This window comes from Pseudomonas sp. GM55 (assembly GCF_000282395.1).
Lineage (GTDB): Bacteria > Pseudomonadota > Gammaproteobacteria > Pseudomonadales > Pseudomonadaceae > Aquipseudomonas > Aquipseudomonas fluorescens_CC.
On the sequence record NZ_AKJJ01000077.1, the window covers coordinates 1 to 17,559 of the forward strand.

Genomic DNA, 17,559 nt, shown 5'->3' on the forward strand with positions numbered 1-17,559 from the left:
TACCGAAGAAACGGATATGTACGCAGTCAGGAGGGAATATCCAAAGCCAAAGACATGAACTGACTGATCCGCGCCCGCAACCACCGCTCCGCCGGATCATTGTCATGCACCCCGCTCCAGGCCATCGACAACTGCGCCGCCTCGATCTCGAACGGCGGATCCTCAGCCCGCAACCCACACCCCTCCACCAACGCACACGCCGCATAATCCGGCACCGTGGCAATCATCTCGGTGCCCGCGAGCAACGCCCGCAACCCACTGAACTGCGGCACCCCCAGCACCACGCGACGACTACGCCCGACCTTCGCCAGATCCAGATCGATATTGCCACTCAAGTCCCCCGAGAACGACACCATCGCATGGGGCCGCTCACAGTACTCGTCCAGGGTCAGCGTCCCCGGCCGGGTATCGCCGCGCAGCACTTTGCAGGGAATATCACGCAGCTTCTTGCGCTTGGCATTGGCCGGCAGATCCGTGGTGTAGCTCACGCCCACCGAAATTTCCCCCGACGCCAGCAGCGCCGGCATCAACAGATAATTGGCCCGCCGCACGACCACGACGATGCCCGGTGCTTCCTCTTGCAACTGGCGCAACAACGGTGGAAACAGGCCGAACTCGGCATCGTCCGACAGCCCGATGCGAAACACATCGCAACTGGTCGCCGGATCGAATTCCCTGGCCCGGCTGACCGCGCCGGAAATGGTGTCCATCGCCGGCTGCAATTCCTTGAGAATCGCCAACGCGCGCGCCGTCGGTTCCATGCCGCGACCGTTGCGCAGCAGCAACGGGTCGTCGAACAGATCGCGCAAACGCCCCAGCGCGGCACTCACCGCCGGTTGCCCCATGAACAGTTTTTCCGCAACGCGGGTCAGGTTCTTTTCGAACATCAGAGCTTCGAAAATCACCAGCAGGTTCATGTCGACGCGACGCAGATCGTTACGGTTCATAGGCACGGGTTCCTTGTTTGTTCGGCCAGGCGCGAGTGCGGTGGACTTTACTCGATCAACGGCACGTTTGCCGCTCGTTTGTACGGCCCGTATTCCACCGGCACCCACTCGAAATGCTTGCCTTCGGCGGTGATATGACCGATGCCGGGGAACGGCAAATGCGCAGCCGTCACCCAGGTCTTGCTGGCGGCAGCGGCACTGAACACCTGGTTGCGACTGTTGATCGCCTGTTGGCTATTGACGTCGAAACCGATCGATACCTCAGGGTGCAGGAACTGCACGGCGAGGTTGTGCACCAGGTCCCCCATGAACAGGATGCTTTGCCCTTGGGAGGTGAAACGGTAGGTGGTGCTGCCCGGCGTGTGCCCGGCTTCCAGTTGCGCCTCGACCACACCCGGCAGTGGTGACTGACCGGGGGTGAAGGTCTTGAACCGGCCGGCGGCAACGTAAGGGGCAGTGGAATCCTGGGCGATTTTGAAGTAGCCCTTGGCCGCTTCCGGCGCCTTGGCCAATGCCTGCGGGTCGAGCCAGTAGTCGGCTTCGGCCTTGGCCGCATACACCGTGGCATTGGCGAACACCGGTTGCTGCTGGCCGTCCACCAGACCGCAGACGTGATCCAGGTGCAGGTGAGTGATCAGGATGGCGTCCACCTGCTCCGGTTTGTAGCCGGCCGCTTGCAGGTTGGCCGGGAGCTGGCCGGCAGTAGAACCGATGCACTGCCCTGCCCCGGTATCAATCAGCACAAGCTGTTTACCGGTGTTGACCAGAAACGCGTTGAAGGCGGTCTGCACACCCGGGGTTTCAATCGAACGACGGGCCAGCAGAGCGCGGATCTGGCTCTGGCTCATGCCTTGCAGCAGCTTCGGCGACAAGTCGTTGTAGCCGTCGAACAACGCCGTCACCTCGTAATCCCCCAGCGCCAGCCGGAAGTAACCGGGTACTTGCGTGCCCACCTGCGCGGGCGCCTGGGCCAGCGCGCTGGCGGATATCAGAACCAGGCCAATGGCCCCCAGCGTTCCCTGCCATGTCCGTTTCATCTGTTCACCTTTTTCAAGCCAACCGGCGGTCCGTGATGGCCCGCTCCCTGCTGCGCATCTTGTGCCCATCGCCATTGCTCACACTTGCAGCGTTGTGCTGTGTTCACGCCTTCGGGGATGGAATTAACAACGTTTAACTCGTCAGACACTGAGGACAACTCCAACAATGAAGCCCTCAGCGCAGAACTGTTTTTTTCCAGAGTGACGGTGCTGATCGCTCAAACCGGGCGCCAGTGCTTTTCCTCCCCCGACCGGACAATGGCCATGGCTTACCCACAGCACACCACCGCCCGCGCACATGCCAGCGAACCTCGCAAGACCAGCACCGGCGGCCTCAGCCCGCAGCGCGAAAAACTGGTTAAACAACTGATCCTCGAACGCCTCGGTGACAGCCTTGAAGTCACCGAACTGGCACAGGCCTGCGCCCTCTCGCGCAGTCACTTCTCCCGCGCTTTCAAGTGCAGCACCGGCTTCTCGCCGCAGGACTGGATACGCCAGCAACGCATCACCCTGGCCAAGCAATTGATCCAGTACACCGACATGAGCCTTACGCAGATCAGCCTCGAATGCGGTTTCTGCGATCAGGCGCACTTCTGCCACATTTTCACCCGCAGCGAAGGCATCAACCCGTTTGCCTGGCGCTGTCAGTTTGTCCGCGGCACCACGTTGAGTGGCAAAAGATCGCAGGCTGCGCCTGCGATCTTTCAGTCGGGTATCACCCCTTGAGGAACGCCAACAGATCCGCGTTGAGCTGATCTTTATGGGTGTCCGTCAAGCCGTGAGGGGCGCCCGGGTAAATCTTCAAGGTCGAGCCCTTCACCAGTTTCGCGCTGGAGACGCCCGCCGCCTCGTACGGCACGACCTGATCCGCATCGCCATGCACCACCAGCGTCGGTACGTCGAACTTCTTCAGGTCTTCGGTGAAGTCGGTTTCCGAGAACGCCTTGATGCAGTCGTAGGCATTCTTGTGGCCGGCCATCATGCCCTGCATCCAGAACCAGTCGATCATGCCTTGGGACGGTTTAGCGTCAGGTTTGTTGAAGCCGAAGAACGGGCCGCTGGCGAGGTCGATGTACAGCTGCGAGCGATCGACCAGCGAAGCCTGGCGGATGCCGTCGAACACCTCCAGCGGCAGGCCACCCGGATTGGTTTCGGTCTTGAGCATCAGCGGCGGCACGGCGGAAATCAGCCCGGCCTTGGCCACGCGGCCGGTGCCGTGGCGACCGATGTATCGAGCCACCTCGCCACCGCCGGTGGAGAAGCCGAACAGCACGGCGTCCTGCAGATCGAGCAGTTCGATCAACTGCGCCAGATCGTCGGCGTAATGGTCCATATCATTACCCGACCACGGCTGGCTGGAACGCCCATGACCGCGACGGTCGTGGGCGATGACCCGGTAGCCCTTGGAGGCCAGGAAGATCATCTGCGATTCCCAGCTGTCAGCGTTCAATGGCCAGCCGTGACTGAAGACAATCGGCTGACCGGTGCCCCAGTCCTTGTAGTAAATCTCGACGCCGTCGCGGGTAGTAAAGGTGCTCATGGGTGATGCCTCCTTAACGAGGGGTGGGGGGGGTGAATCAAACCGGTAGTTGCTTCATGCGATCCGCCAGGCGCGCCACACGCTCGCCCAGGTGCGCGGCGGTGCAGCGATCCTCGGGCGGAGGGGCATCGTCGGGGGATTGCTCGACATTCGACTGAGCCATCGCGCCCAGTGAGCTGCCCAAGCGATTGAGTTGGCCGTTGAACGCGCCAGTGCTGGAGCGCGCCGGCAGCAGGTCGAGGCCGACCCAGATCATCGAGTGCTGGGCAGCGAACACCGCCATCTGCAGCAAGGTGTTGAGTTTGTCGCCGCACAGGCAGCCGGAATTGGTGAAGCCCGCGGCGAGTTTGTCGCGCCAGGGCTGGGCCAGGTAGAACGCCGCCGTGGCCTCCATGAACGCCTTGAAGGCCGCCGAGGCGCTGCCCATGTAGGTCGGCGCGCCGAAGATAATGGCATCGGCGTTGTGCAGGCGCTCCCAGTGCTCGTCCACTGCCTCGACCGGAATCAACTGGCAGGTGCTGCCCAGGTGCCGTTCCACGCCCCGGGCCACGGCTTCGGCCATGACCCGGGTGTGCCCGTAGCCACTGTGATAGACCACCACCACGTTGCTCATTGGTTTGTCCTTGAGATGAGTTGAATCCATTACAGGTAGAGAGTTTTGGGTGCAGAACGGACGCAGGACGAGTTAAACGTTGTTAATTTTCCATGGCGCGCAAAAAGCCCCGGCCATCGCTGTCCATCTGTCGCGCCCAATGATCACCGGGCTGACGGCCCCTGGCCGATACGCTAGAGTCATCGCCTGCACCCAACAGTCACCCGGGCGGCGCATTGCGCTGGCTAAAAAACTTGAGGAATATGCTCGAAAACCGCGTACTAGATGGATGCAGCAGGAGCAACTCGTTGACCCTTTCCCCCGAACAGGCTGTACGTTTCGGCCCTTACCGGGTCTACCCCGGACAACGCCTGGTAATGGAGGCTGACCAGCCCTTGCGCCTGGGCCGACGCGCCATGGACATCCTGTTGATCCTGCTGGAACACGCCGGCAACGTGGTCAGCAAGCAACTACTGATCGCGCGGGTCTGGCCCAACAGCGTGGTCGAAGACATCAACCTGCGGGTGCACATGGCCGCGTTGCGCAAGGCGCTCGGCGACGGCCAGGCCGGCCAGCGCTACATCGTCACCGTGGCCCAGCGCGGGTACAGTTTCGTTGCACCGTACTCACTGGAACAGACTGGGCAAGCGCCGGCAGCCGTGCCCTGTGCGCCGAGCCGGCATAACCTGCCCGTGCGCCGTACGCGCATGATCGGCCGGCAGACGCTGGTCGACCATCTGGTGGAACAACTGCCACGCCAGCGCTTCATCACCCTCGTCGGTCCCGGCGGCATCGGCAAGACCACCGTGGCCCTGCGGGTCGCCGAACAGATGATCGGTCGCTACCGGGACGGCATTCGCCTGCTGGACCTGGCCCCGATCAACTGCCCGCTGATGATCGACGGCCATCTGGCGACGTTGCTCGAACTGGCCCTGCACGACGATGACCCCCTGAGCGGGCTTGCAGACCATCTGCGCGATCGCCACATGCTGCTGGTTATCGACAACTGCGAACACCTGGTCGACGCCATGGCCCAGCTCTGCGAAAACATTCTGCGCAGTGCGCCGCAAGTGCATATTCTCGCCACCAGCCGCGAGAGCCTGCGGGCCGAAGGGGAATTCGTCCAGCGTCTGGAATCACTCGACTGCCCGCCGCCCATCGCCGTCCTCGACCGCGCCCAGGCCATGACCTTTTCCGCCGTGCAACTGTTCGTCGAACGGGCCATGGCCAGCCATGACAACTTTGAACTGACGGACGCCGAGCTGCCGCTGTTGATCGACATCTGCCAACGACTGGACGGCATTCCACTGGCCATCGAACTGGCGGCGGCGCAAGTGGGCAACTTCGGATTGCACGGCTTGCTGGCGCAGTTGCAAAGCAGTTTCCGGGTGCTGACCCAGCCCTGCCAGTCACCCCTGGCGCGCCATCAGACCTTGCGCGCAACGTTGGACTGGAGCTTCGAACTGCTCAACGCCTGCGAAAAGACCTGCCTGCGCCGACTGAGTGTGTTTCGCGGTGGCTTCACCCTGGAGTCGGCAGCGGCGGTGATTGTCGGCGAACACATCGAACCCCGCGAGGTGTTCGGTTCAATCACGCAATTGGTCGCCAAGTCGTTATTGAACGTGGAGGTGGGCGACGAAGACGTGTACTACCGCTTGCTCGATACCACCCGCCACTACGCCCTGGAAAAACTCACGCAAACCACCGACCTGCCCGGCACGCGGGTACGGCACGCCGAGCGCTGCCTGGCGCTGATGCAACAGGCGCAGGACGACTGGGAGAAAACCTCGACCGGCCTGTGGATCGAGCGCTATGGCCGCGCCCTGGAGGATATCCGCGCAGCCCTCGACTGGGGTTTGCACGCACAAGGGCCAAGGGCCCTGGCGATCCGCCTGGCCGCGACGTCCACCCCCTTGTGGCAGGAGCTGTCACTGCTCAAGGAACATGGCGGTTATGTGCGCAAGGCGCTGGCCTTGCTCGATCAGTCACTCGAGCCTTGCCCGCGCTTGAAGATGGCCCTCAAGCTGGCCCTGGGCAGTGCCTGTTACCACGCTCAGGGTGGCAGCGCCGAAACCGTTGGTGCCTTTGTCAGCGCCAGAGCCCTGGCCAGACAACTTGACGACGTGGCCGGTCAGCTGCGGGCGATTTCCGGGCACCTGGCCGTCAATCTCAGCTGCGGTCATTACCAGATGGCCCTGGAGCAGAGCCGACAATTCGATCAGCTCGGGCTGCATGACGACGCCCTGATGGCCCTGAGCACGCACCGATTGCGCGTGCTGGCCCTGCACTTCTCCGGCGACCAGCATCAAGCTCGGGAGCATGCCGAACAGGTGCTGCAACGCATGGCCCACAGCGGCCACCTTAACCGTTTCACCCATGGTTTCGGCGTGCAATACGACCAGAGCGTCGCGGCACTGACCATCCACGCGCGCATCCTCTGGCTGCAAGGCCAACCGGAACAGGCCTGGCGCACGGCCCGGCAGGCGCTGGACATCGCACTGCAAATCAACCACGGCACGTCGATCTGCTACACCCTGGCGCTCTCCGGCTGCCTGATCGCCTACTACAACGGCGACACCCGCAGTGCCCGCGAACTCCTGCGCCTGCTGCTGGAACAGGCGCAGAAGCATTCGGTTCCTCTGTTTTACAACTGGGCGCAACACTACGCGCAGGTGATCGGCGGCACCGATATTCGGCCAACCGGCCGCCAAAGTGTCGGTTTGATCAAAGACATCATGGTCACGCTGGATTCGACCTGCGTCGACGATGATTTGCTCGAACGCGCGCAAAACGGTGCCTCGGGCTGGAGCACGGCAGAGATTCTGCGAGCCAGGGCCAGGACGTTGCTGGCAACGGATTGTCCAGTCAAGGCCGCGACGGCCGAAACGGTACTGCTCAAGGCACTCGACGTGGCAAAGGCCCAGGGTGCCCTGGCCTGGGAGCTGCGCAGCGCCACCTCACTGGCGCAGTTGTGGCAGCGTCAGGGCCACCCCCAACGGGCGTATCAATTGCTGGCACCGGTCTACCAGCGCTTCACCGAAGGTTTTGCCACCCCGGACCTGATGACGGTTCGCCGGCTACTCGACGAGTTGCAATGCCACCTGCCCGCCTGAAGGCCAACGCATTTGCCTGATGTAACCGGCATAACGCACTTCGAGGGTGCGCACCTCACCACTGAGTTCGAGTTTTTCCAGTGCGTAGGTGCGGGTGGTGTTGAGGAAGCGATAACGGGTCACTCCCCCTCCCTGCTCCCGGGACAGCAGTGATTTGAATGCCAGGCTTTCCAGCACCTTGATCAGGTCGGCGGCGGGCAGTCTGTCGCAACAGATCACGCCAATCGCTGCGTCCTGGGTAAACGCCATTTTGAACACCGCCAGGCGCTGCAATACGGTTTGCTCTACTGCAGTCAACCGTTCGTAGCTCCAGTCCAATGCGGCCTTGAGGGTCTGATGCCGGGGAACGGCCGTGCGACGACCCTGGGCCAGCAACTGAAAACAGTTGTCGAGTTGGGCCTGCACCCCCACCAGCGCCAACGCATCGATCTGCGCCGCGGCCAGTTCAATCGCCAATGGCAGGCCATCCAGGCGCCGGCAGATTTCGCGCACGACCTTGAGGTCTTGTTCGCGCAGGGTGAAGCCTTGCTGACGGGCCCGGGCACGGCTGACAAACAACTGCACCGCCGAATAGCCCATGACCTCGGCAACGCTGCGCAGCGCCGATGCCGGCGGCACCGCCAGCGGTGGCAGACGAAATACGATTTCGCCCGCCGCCTTGAGCGGCTCGCGGCTGCTAGCGAGGATCGACAGTCGAGGCATCGAATGCAGCAGAGTCTCGATCAGCGTCCGGCAGCGTTCAAGCAGGTGTTCGCAATTGTCCAGGACCAACAGGGCGTGCCGCTGCGACAGCGTTTCCAGCGTGGTGCCGACCTTCAGTTCAAGGGTTCGTGTGAGGTAGTCGGTCACTTGCGCCGGGTCATCGATCGCCGCCAGATCCACCAGCCACACGCCGTGCCGATAATGCTGCAACAACAGTTCGGCCACACGCAGGGCCACGGTGGTCTTGCCGATCCCGCAAGGCCCGGAAAGGGTCATGAATCGCCGCACCGGCAATTGCCGCACCAGGCTGCCGACAACGGCATCGCGCCCGGTGATCGACGTGAGCCGTGCCGGCAAGTTGTGCAGGGGCTTTTGTACGGTCTCGCTCGGGAACGATACGGGCTCTGGCGAGTGCAGCACCGGGGCGACAAAACTGTAGCCACGCTGGGGAATGTTGACGATGTAGCACTGGCCGTTCTGCCCGTCGCCCAAGGCACGGCGCAGGGCAGCAATGTGCACGCGCAGGTTGATCTCTTCGACCACCGAGCGCGGCCAGACTTGCGCAATCAACTCCTCCTTGCTGACCACCGAACCCGCGTGTTCGACCAGTACCTGCAGCACATCAAGGGCACGGCCGCCCAGGCGCAGCGGTCGATCTCCGTCCAGCACCAGTCGTTGACTGAGGTAGAAGGCATAGGGACCAAATCGCAGCACCGCTTCGCTGTTTACATCTCTGAGGCTGTTCATGGGCTGTCACCCGCTGGAAACCTGACGTCCATCCAGTCTCCTCACCTTCCTTGCAATGAGTTCACCGGTATCTTGGCAGGCCTCGGTGACCGAACAACTGTCACGGGGGGAGCGTCACGGCCATTGCGGTGCGCACGACGGACACGCGCCGGCTAGCTGAACTGCTCGCGGTATTGAGTCGGGGTCAGGCCAAGTTTTTCACTGAACAGAAAACGCATGTGCCGCACGCTGCCGAAGCCGCTTTTGAACGCCACGGTCTTGAGCGGCAACTCCGTGGTTTCCAGCAGGTTCCTGGCGCAATCGATGCGCGCGCTTTGCAGAAACTCCATGGGCGTCATGTTCACATCCCGGGCGAACACCCTGGCGAAATGACGCGGGCTCATGTTGGCCAGCCCGGCCATGGACTCGATGCTGAAGGTTTCATCAAGGTGTTCAAGCACGTGGTTCTGCACGCGGGTTATCGCCGTTTCGTGGGGCGCCACCGCTGCCATCAACGGGCTGAACTGCGCCTGCCCGCCCTGGCGCTTCATCACCACCAGCAACACCTTGGCCACGTCCTGGGCAACCTTCTTGCCGTGGTCCTGCGCCACCACCGACAACGCCAGGTCGATCCCGGCAGTCACGCCGCCGGAGGTGATCAGGCTGCGGTCCTGAACAAAGATCTGATCGGTCTCGACAGTCGCTTTCGGAAAGGCCTTGATCAGCCGCTCGGTGTAGTGCCAGTGGGTGGTGACGCGATAGCCATCGAGCAAACCGGCATGCCCCAACACGAACGCCCCGGTGCAGATGGAACCATAACCGGCAGACCGGCTGACGTTGTGTCTGAGCCAGTCGAGCAATGGCGGATGCTTTTCGTTGTAGGCACCGGGGCCACCGGGTACCAGCAGCAAATCAAAACCCTCGCAGGCCTGATCGATATGCCGGTCGGCGTGCACGCTCACCCCGTTGGACGCCCGCAGTGCGCCGGGCTCGGTGCCGATGGTCGACAGCACATAGTGATCTTCGGGTTTCAGATAACGATTGGCGATGGAAAACACTTCCATGGGCCCGGCCATGTCGAGCAGGAGAAAGTCGGGAAACAGCACCATTGCCACGGTTTTCATGGATTGGAATTCACTGGACTGGGATCAAAGGTGGAAACATTGATCGACATTGAAACCTGTGGGAGCGGGCTTGCCCGCGATAGCAGTGTGTCAGCCAACATCAATGTCAACTGGAAGTCCGTCATCGCGGGCAAGCCCGCTCCCACAGGTTTGGTTGCCGTGAGTTATGGCAGATTATGCCTCAAACACCGGTGGCTCATTTTACAAACAACTGTCAACCTGATCGAGACAGTATTTCAATTTTTATCTACTTATTGAACCAACCGTTAAACATTAACCTTCTCCTCAGTCGGACGAATTCACGTCCCAACAGGAGATTTCATCATGCTGACTCTTCGCAAAGCCTCGGATCGTGGCCTGGCCAATCACGGCTGGTTGAAGTCGTTCCATACCTTTTCCTTCGCCAACTATCGCAACCCGAAAGAGCAGGGTTTTTCTGACCTGTTGGTGATCAACGACGATCGCGTCGCCGCCGGCAAAGGCTTCGGCCAACACCCGCACCGCGACATGGAGATTTTCTCCTACGTGCTCGAAGGTGCCCTGGAACACAAGGACACCCTGGGCACCGGTTCGGTGATCCGCCCCGGCGACGTGCAACTGATGAGCGCAGGCAGCGGCGTGGCCCACAGTGAGTTCAACCACTCCAGCACCCGGCCGGTGCACTTTCTGCAGATCTGGATCGTGCCCGACGTCAGCGGCGCCAAACCGCGCTATCAGCAAGAGCACTTCAGCACCCAGAAGAAACGCGGGCGCCTGCAACTGATCATCTCGCCGGACGGTGCCAAGGGTTCACTGAAGGTGCGTCAGGATGCACGGGTGTATGCCGGCCTGATCGACGGCAAGGAAAGCGCCACCCTGGAGCTCGCCGCCAACCGCTACGCCTATGTACACGTGGCCCGGGGCAGCGTCGAACTCAACGGCGTGTTGTTGCAGGAAGGCGACGGTGTGCGGGTCCGCGAAGAACAGGCGCTGACCTTGAGCAACGGCGTGGACGCTGAAGTGCTGGTCTTCGACCTGCGCCCACAGGAACTGCCGGAAATGCCATGACCCATCCCTCTGTAGGAGCGAGCCTGCTCGCGATGGCGGTTTCACATTCAGCTTCTTTGTTGGATGAACCACCGCCTTCGTCGGATCGCCGCCCGGAGCAAGCCCGCTCCTACAGGTTGTGTGGCCCCCGGATTTATTCGCCGGTCCCGGCGAACCCCGCGACAATTTCATCAATCACCGCCCGGACCCTGGCCGTATGCCGCAGGTCCGCGTGGGTCACCAGCCAGATGTCATAGGGCAACGGTCGTGTGCGTTCCGGCCACAGCCTGACCAGACCTTCCCGCTCCCCCAGGTACACCGGAACCTCCCCGACCCCGATCCCCGCCGCAATCGAACGGCGCACCAGCAAGCTGGAACTGAGGCTCGCGACAATCCGCCCGCGCGCCACCGGTTCCGAGATAAGCGTCAGGTCTTTGTTGCCCTGCAAGTACGGTTGATACACCACCAGATCATGCCCGGCGAACGCCGAGCCTGGCTCCGGCACGCCGTGGGCATCGACATAGGCTTGCGAGGCAAACAGCCCCACCGGCCAGCGCGCGATGCGCCGGGCGATCAGGTCCGGGTTGTCCGGTCGGGTGTTACGCACGGCGATGTCCGCCTCACGCTTGGCCAGGCTGAGAATCTGTGTGGTGGCATCCAGTTGCACCCGTACATCCGGATGTAGTCGATGCAGGCGGGCAATCGCCGGGATCAGGAAATCAATCGCCAGGGTATCGGTGGTGCTGACGCGAACCGTGCCGCTCAAGCGATCGTCCAGGCCCTGGATCTGGCGCTCCAGCTCCAGGGCCGAATGTTCCATTTTCTCCACCGCCTTGAGCGCCGCTTCGCCGACAGCCGTCAACGCGTAACCTTCGGAGGTGCGCAGGAACAAGGTCGCACTCAATGACTTCTCCAACGCCGTGATGCGCCGGCCGACCGTGGCCTGATCGACTCCCAACACCCGCGCCGCGCCGCGCAACGTGGATTCGCGGCAAACCGCGAGAAATACCCGGGCGTCATCCCAATTCATAAAGCTCTCCTAGTGATGCAAATACGCATCAGCATAGCGCGTAATCGCTGCATTAATGCTTCGAAAAATCTCGATATGCTGAAAGCCTGAGTGACCCCACAGGGCAATGCACATGCACAGTTCATCACCTCCCGTTACCGCTGCACGCAGCGCGATCTGGCTGCCGATCTTCGCCGGCCTCTGCGCCAGCCTGGTCAGCATCGGCCTGGCGCGTTTCGCCTACACACCGTTGATTCCTTCGCTGATCCAGGCTCAGTGGTTTTCCGCCCGCGATGTGGTGTACCTCGGTGCCGCCAATCTGGTGGGTTACCTGATCGGCGCACTGATCGGCCATCCACTGGCACGCCGGACCTCGAACAAGACCGCCCTGCGCCTGATGATGCTGGCAGTGACGCTGGCGTTTTTCGCCTGTGGTTTTCCGTTGTCGGTGAGCTGGTTCTTCGGCTGGCGCCTGCTGTCGGGGATTGCCGGTGGCGCGATCATGGTACTGGTGGCGGCAACTGTATTGCCCCACGTACCGGCGGCCCGCAAAGGTCTGGCCAGCGGCGCGATATTCCTGGGCATCGGCTTGGGCATTGCCGGGTCGGGGACGATCGTGCCGCCGCTGCTGAGCCTTGGCTTGCAGCAAACCTGGTTCGGCCTGGGCTTGCTGGCCCTGATTCTGACCGCTGCCAGCTGGTTTGGCTGGCCAACCGGCGCGCACCCGGCAGCCGCAGCGCCGTCGAATACATCGCCGTCGAGCCCGACCGACCCGAGGGTTTACCTGCTGTTCGCCCAATACGCGTTCATGGCGGCCGGGCTGGTGCCGGCCATGGTGTTCCTGGTGGATTACGTCGCCCGCGGGCTCAATGCCGGGGCCCATGTCGGCGCGCTGATCTGGGTGATGTATGGCCTGGGCGCGATTGTCGGGCCGGTGAGCTATGGTTTTCTGGCCGACCAACTGGGCGCGAAAACGGGTATCCGCATAGTACTGGCGGTGCAGGCATTGGCGGTTGGCCTGCTATCGATCAGCAGTTCGTTCACAGCGCTGGCTTTACTGGCGGTGATCCTCGGCTCCTTCCCGCCGGGTATCGTGCCGCTGGCATTGGCGCGGGTGCATGAGCTGATCCCCGGGCATCACCGGCAACAGGTTGCCTGGAGTCGCGCCACCGTATCGTTCGCTACGTTTCAGGCCCTCTCGGGGTTCGCTTATTCGGCGCTGTTCAACGCCAGTGGCGGCCATCATGCCTTGATGTTCGTGATTGCCGCCGCAGCGATTGTTGTAGCGCTGTTGCTGGAACTCGGCAGTCGACTGCTCAGCCGTTCACCCGAATCATTAACACTCAACACAGGTATATGAAATGACACTGCCCCAGACCATGACCCTGATCGAAATCACCGAACCCGGTGGCCCCGACGTCCTGCAACCACGCCAGGCGCCTGTGCCCGTTGCAGCGGCCGGCGAGATTCTGATCCACGTGCACGCCGCCGGGGTCAATCGCCCGGACGCGATTCAACGGGCCGGCAAATACCCGTTGAAACCCGGTATGAACCCGATACCGGGGCTGGAAGTGGCCGGTGAAGTGGTGGCGATTGGCGCGGGCGTCAGCGGGTTTGCGCTGGGCGACAAGGTCTGCGCCCTGACCAATGGCGGCGGGTACGCACAATATTGCGTGGTCCCGGCCAGTCAGGCCCTGCCGATCCCCGAAGGCATGGACTGGTTGCAGGCGGCGGCCATCCCGGAAACGTACTTCACGGTGTGGGCCAACCTGTTCGGCCTTGGCGGTGCACACCAGGGTCAGCGTGTGTTGATCCACGGTGGCACCAGCGGCATCGGCACTACCGCGTTGATGCTGTGCCGCGAGCTCGGCATCGAAGCGTTCGCCACCGCCGGCAGCGAAGAAAAATGCGCGGCGATTCGCGAATTGGGCGCGGAGGCGATCAACTATCGCGATCAGGACTTTGTGCAGGTCATCGCGGAAAAAACCGCCGGCCAGGGCGTCAACGTGATCCTCGACATCATGGGCGGCTCGTACCTCAACAACAACGTTGCCGCCCTGGCCCTGGAGGGTCGCCTGGTGATGCTCGGGTTCCTCGGTGGTGCTCACGCCAGGGATGTCGACTTGCTGGCGATCATGGCCAAACGCGCCGTTGTCACCGGGTCCCTGCTGCGCTCCAGGACCCGGGAAGAAAAAGCCGACATCGCCCGCCAATTGCGCGAACACCTATGGCCAGTGCTGACCGCCGGACGCTGCCTGCCGATGATCGACCAGGTTTACCCGCTCGCCGACGCGGCACAGGCCCACGCCCGGATGGAGGCGGGAGAGCACATCGGCAAGATTGTCCTGCGCGTGGACTCTTGAAGGCCTGCTGAAAGCCCCCCGTCAGGTGGCCGGGCCGGCGGTGGTTCAGGGGGCGCAGAACTCCTGACGGTTGGCCACTTCTGCACCCCGCTCCCCCTGATAACGGGCCCGGTAGCGCCCCGGACTTTCCCCGGTCCACTTCTTGAATGCCCGATGGAAGGCGCTGGGTTCCTGGAAACCCAACCGCTCGGCGATATCGCTGATGCTCGCATCGCTCTGACGCAATTGCTCGAAGGCCACGCCGCGCCGTACTTCGTCCTTGATCTCCTGATAGGAACAGCCTTCACGCTCCAGTTTGCGGCGGAAGGTGCTGGGGCTCAGGTGCTGTTCCAGGGCAAAGGCCTGCAACGTCGGCCATTCACTGTAGTGACTGCCGCGCAAGCGCTGATGAACCTGCGATGCCAGGCCATGCTGGTTACGGAAGCGGATCACCAGCCATTGCGGCGCGGTACGCAGGAACACTTTCAGCGATGCCAGATCCTGAACCACCGGCAGGCGCAAGTAATGGCTGGCAAATTCGATTTCGGTGCGTTCGGCACCAAAGGTCAGGTTGGGACCCCAAAGCAGGCGGTCGTCGCCAAGCGACAGGCGCGAATGGCGGAAGTCCGCACGGTCTATGGGAATGCGCCGCCCGCCCAGCCAGCACAGCAGACTGATCATCAACACCAGGAACGTTTCTTCACCAAAGCGGCTGGCATCATTGTTCGTCGAACAGGTTTCCAGGCTGATGACCGCACGCTTGCCCCGTACGGCCAGCGAGCCGCGAAAATCGCGCAGGAACAACCCGAAGTTGGCCAGGCACTGACGCATGGCCTTGTGCAGATCGGGTTCCTGAATCAAGGCTCGGCAAATCAGGGCGAAACTGCCCGGCGGCATGCCATGGGAATCGAGCCCGAAAAACTCGTCATCGAGTTCGCGGATCTGAATCAGCCACAACGCGGCAAACGCATTGGCCGGCACCCGTGCCGTGGGTTCGTTCATGACCGACGGATCAATGCCCGCCTGTTCCAACACCGCCGTCACGCGCTGCGGATCATTCCTCAGCCCATGGATCATTGCCTGCACGAAATAGGCGGCAACCGAGTCCTTTTCCCGCATTGGTTCGCTTCTCTCTCATCACCCGAATGGCAAAAAACATCATTGCCGTTGAACAGTTTTGGCATAGGACAACCGCCCCGCCGGCTCTAGACTCGCGGCAATAGTACGCCTTCGGCTGCCCTCGCGGCCAAGGTATCGCAGGGTTTGATCGAAGGATGGGAACATGAATCTGCAAAATATCGGGGTGATTGGTGCGGGCACCATGGGCAATGGCATCGCACAAGTCTGCGCCATGGCCGGTTTCAACGTGACCTTGCTCGACATTTCCGAAAGCGCCTTGCAAAAAGCCGTCGCAACGGTCGGTAAAAACCTTGACCGCCAGATCGCCAAGGAAACCCTGACGCCGGAGCAGAAACAGGCCACCCTCGACAAAATCCGCACCAGCACCGATTACAGCAGCCTGCAAAACGCGCAGCTGGTCATCGAAGCGGCGACGGAAAATCTCGACCTGAAACTGCGTGTGCTGCAGCAGATCGCCGCGCAGGTCAGCAGCGAATGCGTGATTGCCTCCAATACCTCGTCGCTGTCGATCACCCAACTCGCCGCCAGTGTCAGCCAGCCTGAGCGCTTCATCGGCCTGCATTTCTTCAACCCGGTGCCGGTGATGGGCCTGATCGAAGTCATCCGTGGCCTGCAAACCAGTGACGCCACCCACAAACTGGCGCTGGATATGGCGACCACCCTCGGCAAAACCGCGATTACCGCTGGCAACCGTCCGGGCTTCGTGGTCAACCGGATCCTGGTGCCGATGATCAACGAAGCGATCCTGGTGTTCCAGGAAGGCCTGGCCAGCGCCGAAGACATCGACGCCGGCATGCGCCTGGGTTGCAATCAGCCTATCGGTCCGTTGGCCCTGGCGGACCTGATTGGTCTGGATACCCTGTTGTCGATCCTCGAAGCCTTCTATGACGGTTTCAACGACAGCAAATATCGCCCGGCGCCGCTGCTCAAGGAAATGGTCGCGGCCGGTTACCTGGGGCGCAAAACGGGGCGCGGCTTCCATGCCTATGCCTGAGCGTTGCTCGCGCTTTGCCGAGTACCGGGACAAGGTCCTGGAGCTGTTTGCCTGCAAGGGATTCGGCCAGGTCGGCATGCGTGAGCTCGCGACGTGCCTGGGGCTCTCTCCAGGCTCGCTGTATCACCATTACCCCAGCAAACAGCATCTGCTGCTCGACCTGATCGAGGAGTTCTACGAGGAGCTGCTGGCCGTCTTGGGGCGCATCCAGCAAAAAGCCCCGGCCAAGCGCGACAAACTCAACAGCCTGATCCGCGCGCACCTGAACCTGCATCGGGAGATGCCTTGGCATTTCCGCCTGGTGGAGCGCGACAGCGGTTGCCTGAACGAAGAGCAGCAGGCTCGGGTTGAGCAATTGCGCGAGCAATACGAACGCACGTTGCTGAAGATGCTGGGCGTGAAATCCCGTTTCAGCGAGCAAGGCCTGCTGGCCGCCGGGCATGCCATTGGCGCTCTGCTCAACAGCGCTCCCAGCTGGCTGACGCCCCATGTGCTGGACGAGCAGGAACGTGATGAGCTGCTGGAAAGCATGGTCAGCGGCGCCATCGAACGCGTGCTTGCGCCGCGGCGTGCGCCGGAGGCGATAAGCCTGGCGCGACCTATGGAAAAAACGTCTAAAGAAATCCAGGCTCCGGCGGCGATTTAGCGCTTTGCTTGTCGGCTCGACACAATCGGAATTCGCCGACAACCCCGGCGTCCAAACCGATGTGTGTACTTGAGCACCTGGAGCCGACCATGAAAATCCATCCCTACCTTATCTTCAACGGCGACTGCAAAGACGCCTTCACGTTCTATGCGCAGTGCCTGCAAGGCCAGCTCGAAGCCATGTTGACCTTCGGTGAAACGCCGGCCGGTGAGCATTTCCCCAAGGATCTGCACAACCTGATCATTCACACTCGCCTGATAGTGGGCGATCAGGCAATCATGGGGTCAGACACCACACCGGATCGCCCCGTCGATAAAATGAGCGCCTGCTCGATTTCACTCAACGTCGACAGCATTGCCGAGGCCGAACGGGTCTTCAAGGCGCTGGCAGGCGGCGGCACAGTGCAAATGCCACTGGAGACCACGTTCTGGGCTGCGCGCTTCGGCATGCTGGTCGACCGTTTTGGTGTGTCGTGGATGGTTAATTGCGAAAAGGATCAGTGAAAGACCTTGGTCGATTGACTTTTTTGTAGGAGCGAGCTTGCTCGCGAAGAACGCCAACGATGACGCGGGAAACCTGAGGCCCCGCGGTGCGCTCGGGTTTTTCGCGAGCGGGCTCGCT

Annotated in this window: 17 protein-coding genes; 9 read left to right on the forward strand and 8 right to left on the reverse strand. The window is 61.9% G+C overall.

Annotation, left to right across the window (positions count from 1 at the left end; translation table 11 throughout):
- Nucleotides 1-26: 26 nt before the first annotated feature.
- Both PMI31_RS19785 and PMI31_RS19790 read right to left on the reverse strand, forming a co-directional pair.
- Nucleotides 27-947, reverse strand: coding sequence for a LysR family transcriptional regulator (locus tag PMI31_RS19785; RefSeq protein WP_008020084.1), 921 nt, complete (start codon nucleotides 945-947; stop codon nucleotides 27-29).
- A 47-nt stretch (nucleotides 948-994) separates the two neighbouring features.
- Nucleotides 995-1,984 (reverse strand): MBL fold metallo-hydrolase, encoded by a 990-nt coding sequence (locus PMI31_RS19790; protein ID WP_008020085.1) that lies wholly within the window; start codon nucleotides 1,982-1,984, stop codon nucleotides 995-997.
- Between the two features lie 264 nt (nucleotides 1,985-2,248).
- Here PMI31_RS19790 and PMI31_RS19795 point away from each other — a divergent pair, with 264 nt between their 5' ends.
- A complete protein-coding gene (locus PMI31_RS19795) occupies nucleotides 2,249-2,710 on the forward strand; it encodes a helix-turn-helix domain-containing protein (RefSeq protein WP_043302508.1) in 462 nt (153 codons plus the stop codon).
- Here the strand turns inward: PMI31_RS19795 and PMI31_RS19800 are convergent.
- Together PMI31_RS19800 and PMI31_RS19805 are read right to left on the reverse strand one after the other, a co-directional pair.
- Nucleotides 2,700-3,524, reverse strand: a complete 825-nt coding sequence (locus tag PMI31_RS19800) for an alpha/beta fold hydrolase (protein WP_008020087.1) — start codon at nucleotides 3,522-3,524, stop codon at nucleotides 2,700-2,702. The genes PMI31_RS19795 and PMI31_RS19800 overlap by 11 nt on opposite strands.
- A gap of 37 nt (nucleotides 3,525-3,561) precedes the next feature.
- Nucleotides 3,562-4,137, reverse strand: coding sequence for a flavodoxin family protein (locus tag PMI31_RS19805; protein ID WP_008020088.1), 576 nt, complete (start codon nucleotides 4,135-4,137; stop codon nucleotides 3,562-3,564).
- A 287-nt stretch (nucleotides 4,138-4,424) separates the two neighbouring features.
- Between PMI31_RS19805 and PMI31_RS19810 the strand changes: the two genes are divergently transcribed.
- Nucleotides 4,425-7,229 carry an ATP-binding protein gene (locus PMI31_RS19810; protein ID WP_008020089.1) on the forward strand — a complete coding sequence of 935 codons (2,805 nt, stop codon included), beginning with the start codon at nucleotides 4,425-4,427 and terminating at the stop codon, nucleotides 7,227-7,229.
- Here PMI31_RS19810 and PMI31_RS19815 read toward each other — a convergent pair.
- Both PMI31_RS19815 and PMI31_RS19820 read right to left on the reverse strand, forming a co-directional pair.
- Nucleotides 7,194-8,678 carry an ATP-binding protein gene (locus PMI31_RS19815; protein ID WP_008020091.1) on the reverse strand — a complete coding sequence of 495 codons (1,485 nt, stop codon included), beginning with the start codon at nucleotides 8,676-8,678 and terminating at the stop codon, nucleotides 7,194-7,196. The genes PMI31_RS19810 and PMI31_RS19815 overlap by 36 nt on opposite strands.
- A 152-nt stretch (nucleotides 8,679-8,830) precedes the next feature.
- Nucleotides 8,831-9,781, reverse strand: coding sequence for a GlxA family transcriptional regulator (locus PMI31_RS19820; protein ID WP_008020092.1), 951 nt, complete (start codon nucleotides 9,779-9,781; stop codon nucleotides 8,831-8,833).
- A 39-nt stretch (nucleotides 9,782-9,820) separates the two neighbouring features.
- Between PMI31_RS19820 and PMI31_RS30820 the strand changes: the two genes are divergently transcribed.
- Together PMI31_RS30820 and PMI31_RS19825 are read left to right on the forward strand one after the other, a co-directional pair.
- Entirely contained in the window at nucleotides 9,821-10,039 is a 219-nt protein-coding gene (locus PMI31_RS30820; RefSeq protein WP_157213292.1) for a hypothetical protein, read from the forward strand.
- 66 nt (nucleotides 10,040-10,105) lie between these two features.
- Nucleotides 10,106-10,828: a pirin family protein gene (locus tag PMI31_RS19825; protein ID WP_008020093.1), complete on the forward strand. Its 723-nt coding sequence runs from the start codon at nucleotides 10,106-10,108 to the stop codon at nucleotides 10,826-10,828.
- A 133-nt stretch (nucleotides 10,829-10,961) separates the two neighbouring features.
- Here the strand turns inward: PMI31_RS19825 and PMI31_RS19830 are convergent, their stop codons facing one another.
- Nucleotides 10,962-11,837: a LysR family transcriptional regulator gene (locus PMI31_RS19830; RefSeq protein ID WP_008020094.1), complete on the reverse strand. Its 876-nt coding sequence runs from the start codon at nucleotides 11,835-11,837 to the stop codon at nucleotides 10,962-10,964.
- Nucleotides 11,838-11,949: 112 nt separating this feature from the next.
- On the opposite strand from PMI31_RS19830, the gene PMI31_RS19835 reads away from it, so the two are divergent.
- Nucleotides 11,950-13,176 (forward strand): YbfB/YjiJ family MFS transporter, encoded by a 1,227-nt coding sequence (locus tag PMI31_RS19835; RefSeq protein WP_008020096.1) that lies wholly within the window; start codon nucleotides 11,950-11,952, stop codon nucleotides 13,174-13,176.
- Between the two features lies 1 nt (nucleotide 13,177).
- Complete coding sequence (locus PMI31_RS19840) at nucleotides 13,178-14,179, forward strand: NAD(P)H-quinone oxidoreductase (protein WP_008020097.1); 1,002 nt, start codon at nucleotides 13,178-13,180, stop codon at nucleotides 14,177-14,179.
- Nucleotides 14,180-14,224: 45 nt separating this feature from the next.
- Here PMI31_RS19840 and PMI31_RS19845 read toward each other — a convergent pair whose 3' ends face one another.
- On the reverse strand, nucleotides 14,225-15,277 hold the full coding sequence (locus PMI31_RS19845; protein ID WP_008020099.1) for an AraC family transcriptional regulator: 1,053 nt from the start codon (nucleotides 15,275-15,277) through the stop codon (nucleotides 14,225-14,227).
- 163 nt (nucleotides 15,278-15,440) lie between these two features.
- On the opposite strand from PMI31_RS19845, the gene PMI31_RS19850 reads away from it, so the two are divergent.
- The 3 genes from PMI31_RS19850 to PMI31_RS19860 all read left to right on the forward strand — a co-directional run bounded on the left by PMI31_RS19850 (nucleotide 15,441) and on the right by PMI31_RS19860 (nucleotide 17,441).
- Entirely contained in the window at nucleotides 15,441-16,292 is an 852-nt protein-coding gene (locus PMI31_RS19850; protein WP_008020100.1) for a 3-hydroxybutyryl-CoA dehydrogenase, read from the forward strand.
- Entirely contained in the window at nucleotides 16,279-16,938 is a 660-nt protein-coding gene (locus tag PMI31_RS19855; protein WP_008020101.1) for a TetR/AcrR family transcriptional regulator, read from the forward strand. Before PMI31_RS19850 ends, PMI31_RS19855 begins: the two co-directional genes overlap by 14 nt.
- 89 nt (nucleotides 16,939-17,027) lie before the next feature.
- The gene (locus PMI31_RS19860; protein ID WP_008020102.1) at nucleotides 17,028-17,441 is read left to right on the forward strand and encodes a VOC family protein; all 414 of its coding nucleotides are present in this window, start codon (nucleotides 17,028-17,030) and stop codon (nucleotides 17,439-17,441) included.
- The last annotated feature ends 118 nt before the right edge of the window (nucleotides 17,442-17,559 follow it).

What these genes read in the sequence shown, in the direction of transcription:
- PMI31_RS19820 (WP_008020092.1), bottom strand. Translation starts at nt 9,781, where the DNA reads ATGAAAACCGTGGCAATGGTGCTGTTTCCCGACTTTCTCCTGCTCGAC.
- PMI31_RS19850 (WP_008020100.1), top strand. Translation starts at nt 15,441, where the DNA reads ATGAATCTGCAAAATATCGGGGTGATTGGTGCGGGCACCATGGGCAAT.
- PMI31_RS19855 (WP_008020101.1), top strand. Translation starts at nt 16,279, where the DNA reads ATGCCTATGCCTGAGCGTTGCTCGCGCTTTGCCGAGTACCGGGACAAG.
- PMI31_RS19790 (WP_008020085.1), bottom strand. Translation starts at nt 1,984, where the DNA reads ATGAAACGGACATGGCAGGGAACGCTGGGGGCCATTGGCCTGGTTCTG.
- PMI31_RS19835 (WP_008020096.1), top strand. Translation starts at nt 11,950, where the DNA reads ATGCACAGTTCATCACCTCCCGTTACCGCTGCACGCAGCGCGATCTGG.
- PMI31_RS19805 (WP_008020088.1), bottom strand. Translation starts at nt 4,137, where the DNA reads ATGAGCAACGTGGTGGTGGTCTATCACAGTGGCTACGGGCACACCCGG.
- PMI31_RS19860 (WP_008020102.1), top strand. Translation starts at nt 17,028, where the DNA reads ATGAAAATCCATCCCTACCTTATCTTCAACGGCGACTGCAAAGACGCC.
- PMI31_RS19785 (WP_008020084.1), bottom strand. Translation starts at nt 947, where the DNA reads ATGAACCGTAACGATCTGCGTCGCGTCGACATGAACCTGCTGGTGATT.
- PMI31_RS19845 (WP_008020099.1), bottom strand. Translation starts at nt 15,277, where the DNA reads ATGCGGGAAAAGGACTCGGTTGCCGCCTATTTCGTGCAGGCAATGATC.
- PMI31_RS19840 (WP_008020097.1), top strand. Translation starts at nt 13,178, where the DNA reads ATGACACTGCCCCAGACCATGACCCTGATCGAAATCACCGAACCCGGT.
- PMI31_RS19830 (WP_008020094.1), bottom strand. Translation starts at nt 11,837, where the DNA reads ATGAATTGGGATGACGCCCGGGTATTTCTCGCGGTTTGCCGCGAATCC.
- PMI31_RS19795 (WP_043302508.1), top strand. Translation starts at nt 2,249, where the DNA reads ATGGCTTACCCACAGCACACCACCGCCCGCGCACATGCCAGCGAACCT.
- PMI31_RS19800 (WP_008020087.1), bottom strand. Translation starts at nt 3,524, where the DNA reads ATGAGCACCTTTACTACCCGCGACGGCGTCGAGATTTACTACAAGGAC.
- PMI31_RS19825 (WP_008020093.1), top strand. Translation starts at nt 10,106, where the DNA reads ATGCTGACTCTTCGCAAAGCCTCGGATCGTGGCCTGGCCAATCACGGC.
- PMI31_RS19815 (WP_008020091.1), bottom strand. Translation starts at nt 8,678, where the DNA reads ATGAACAGCCTCAGAGATGTAAACAGCGAAGCGGTGCTGCGATTTGGT.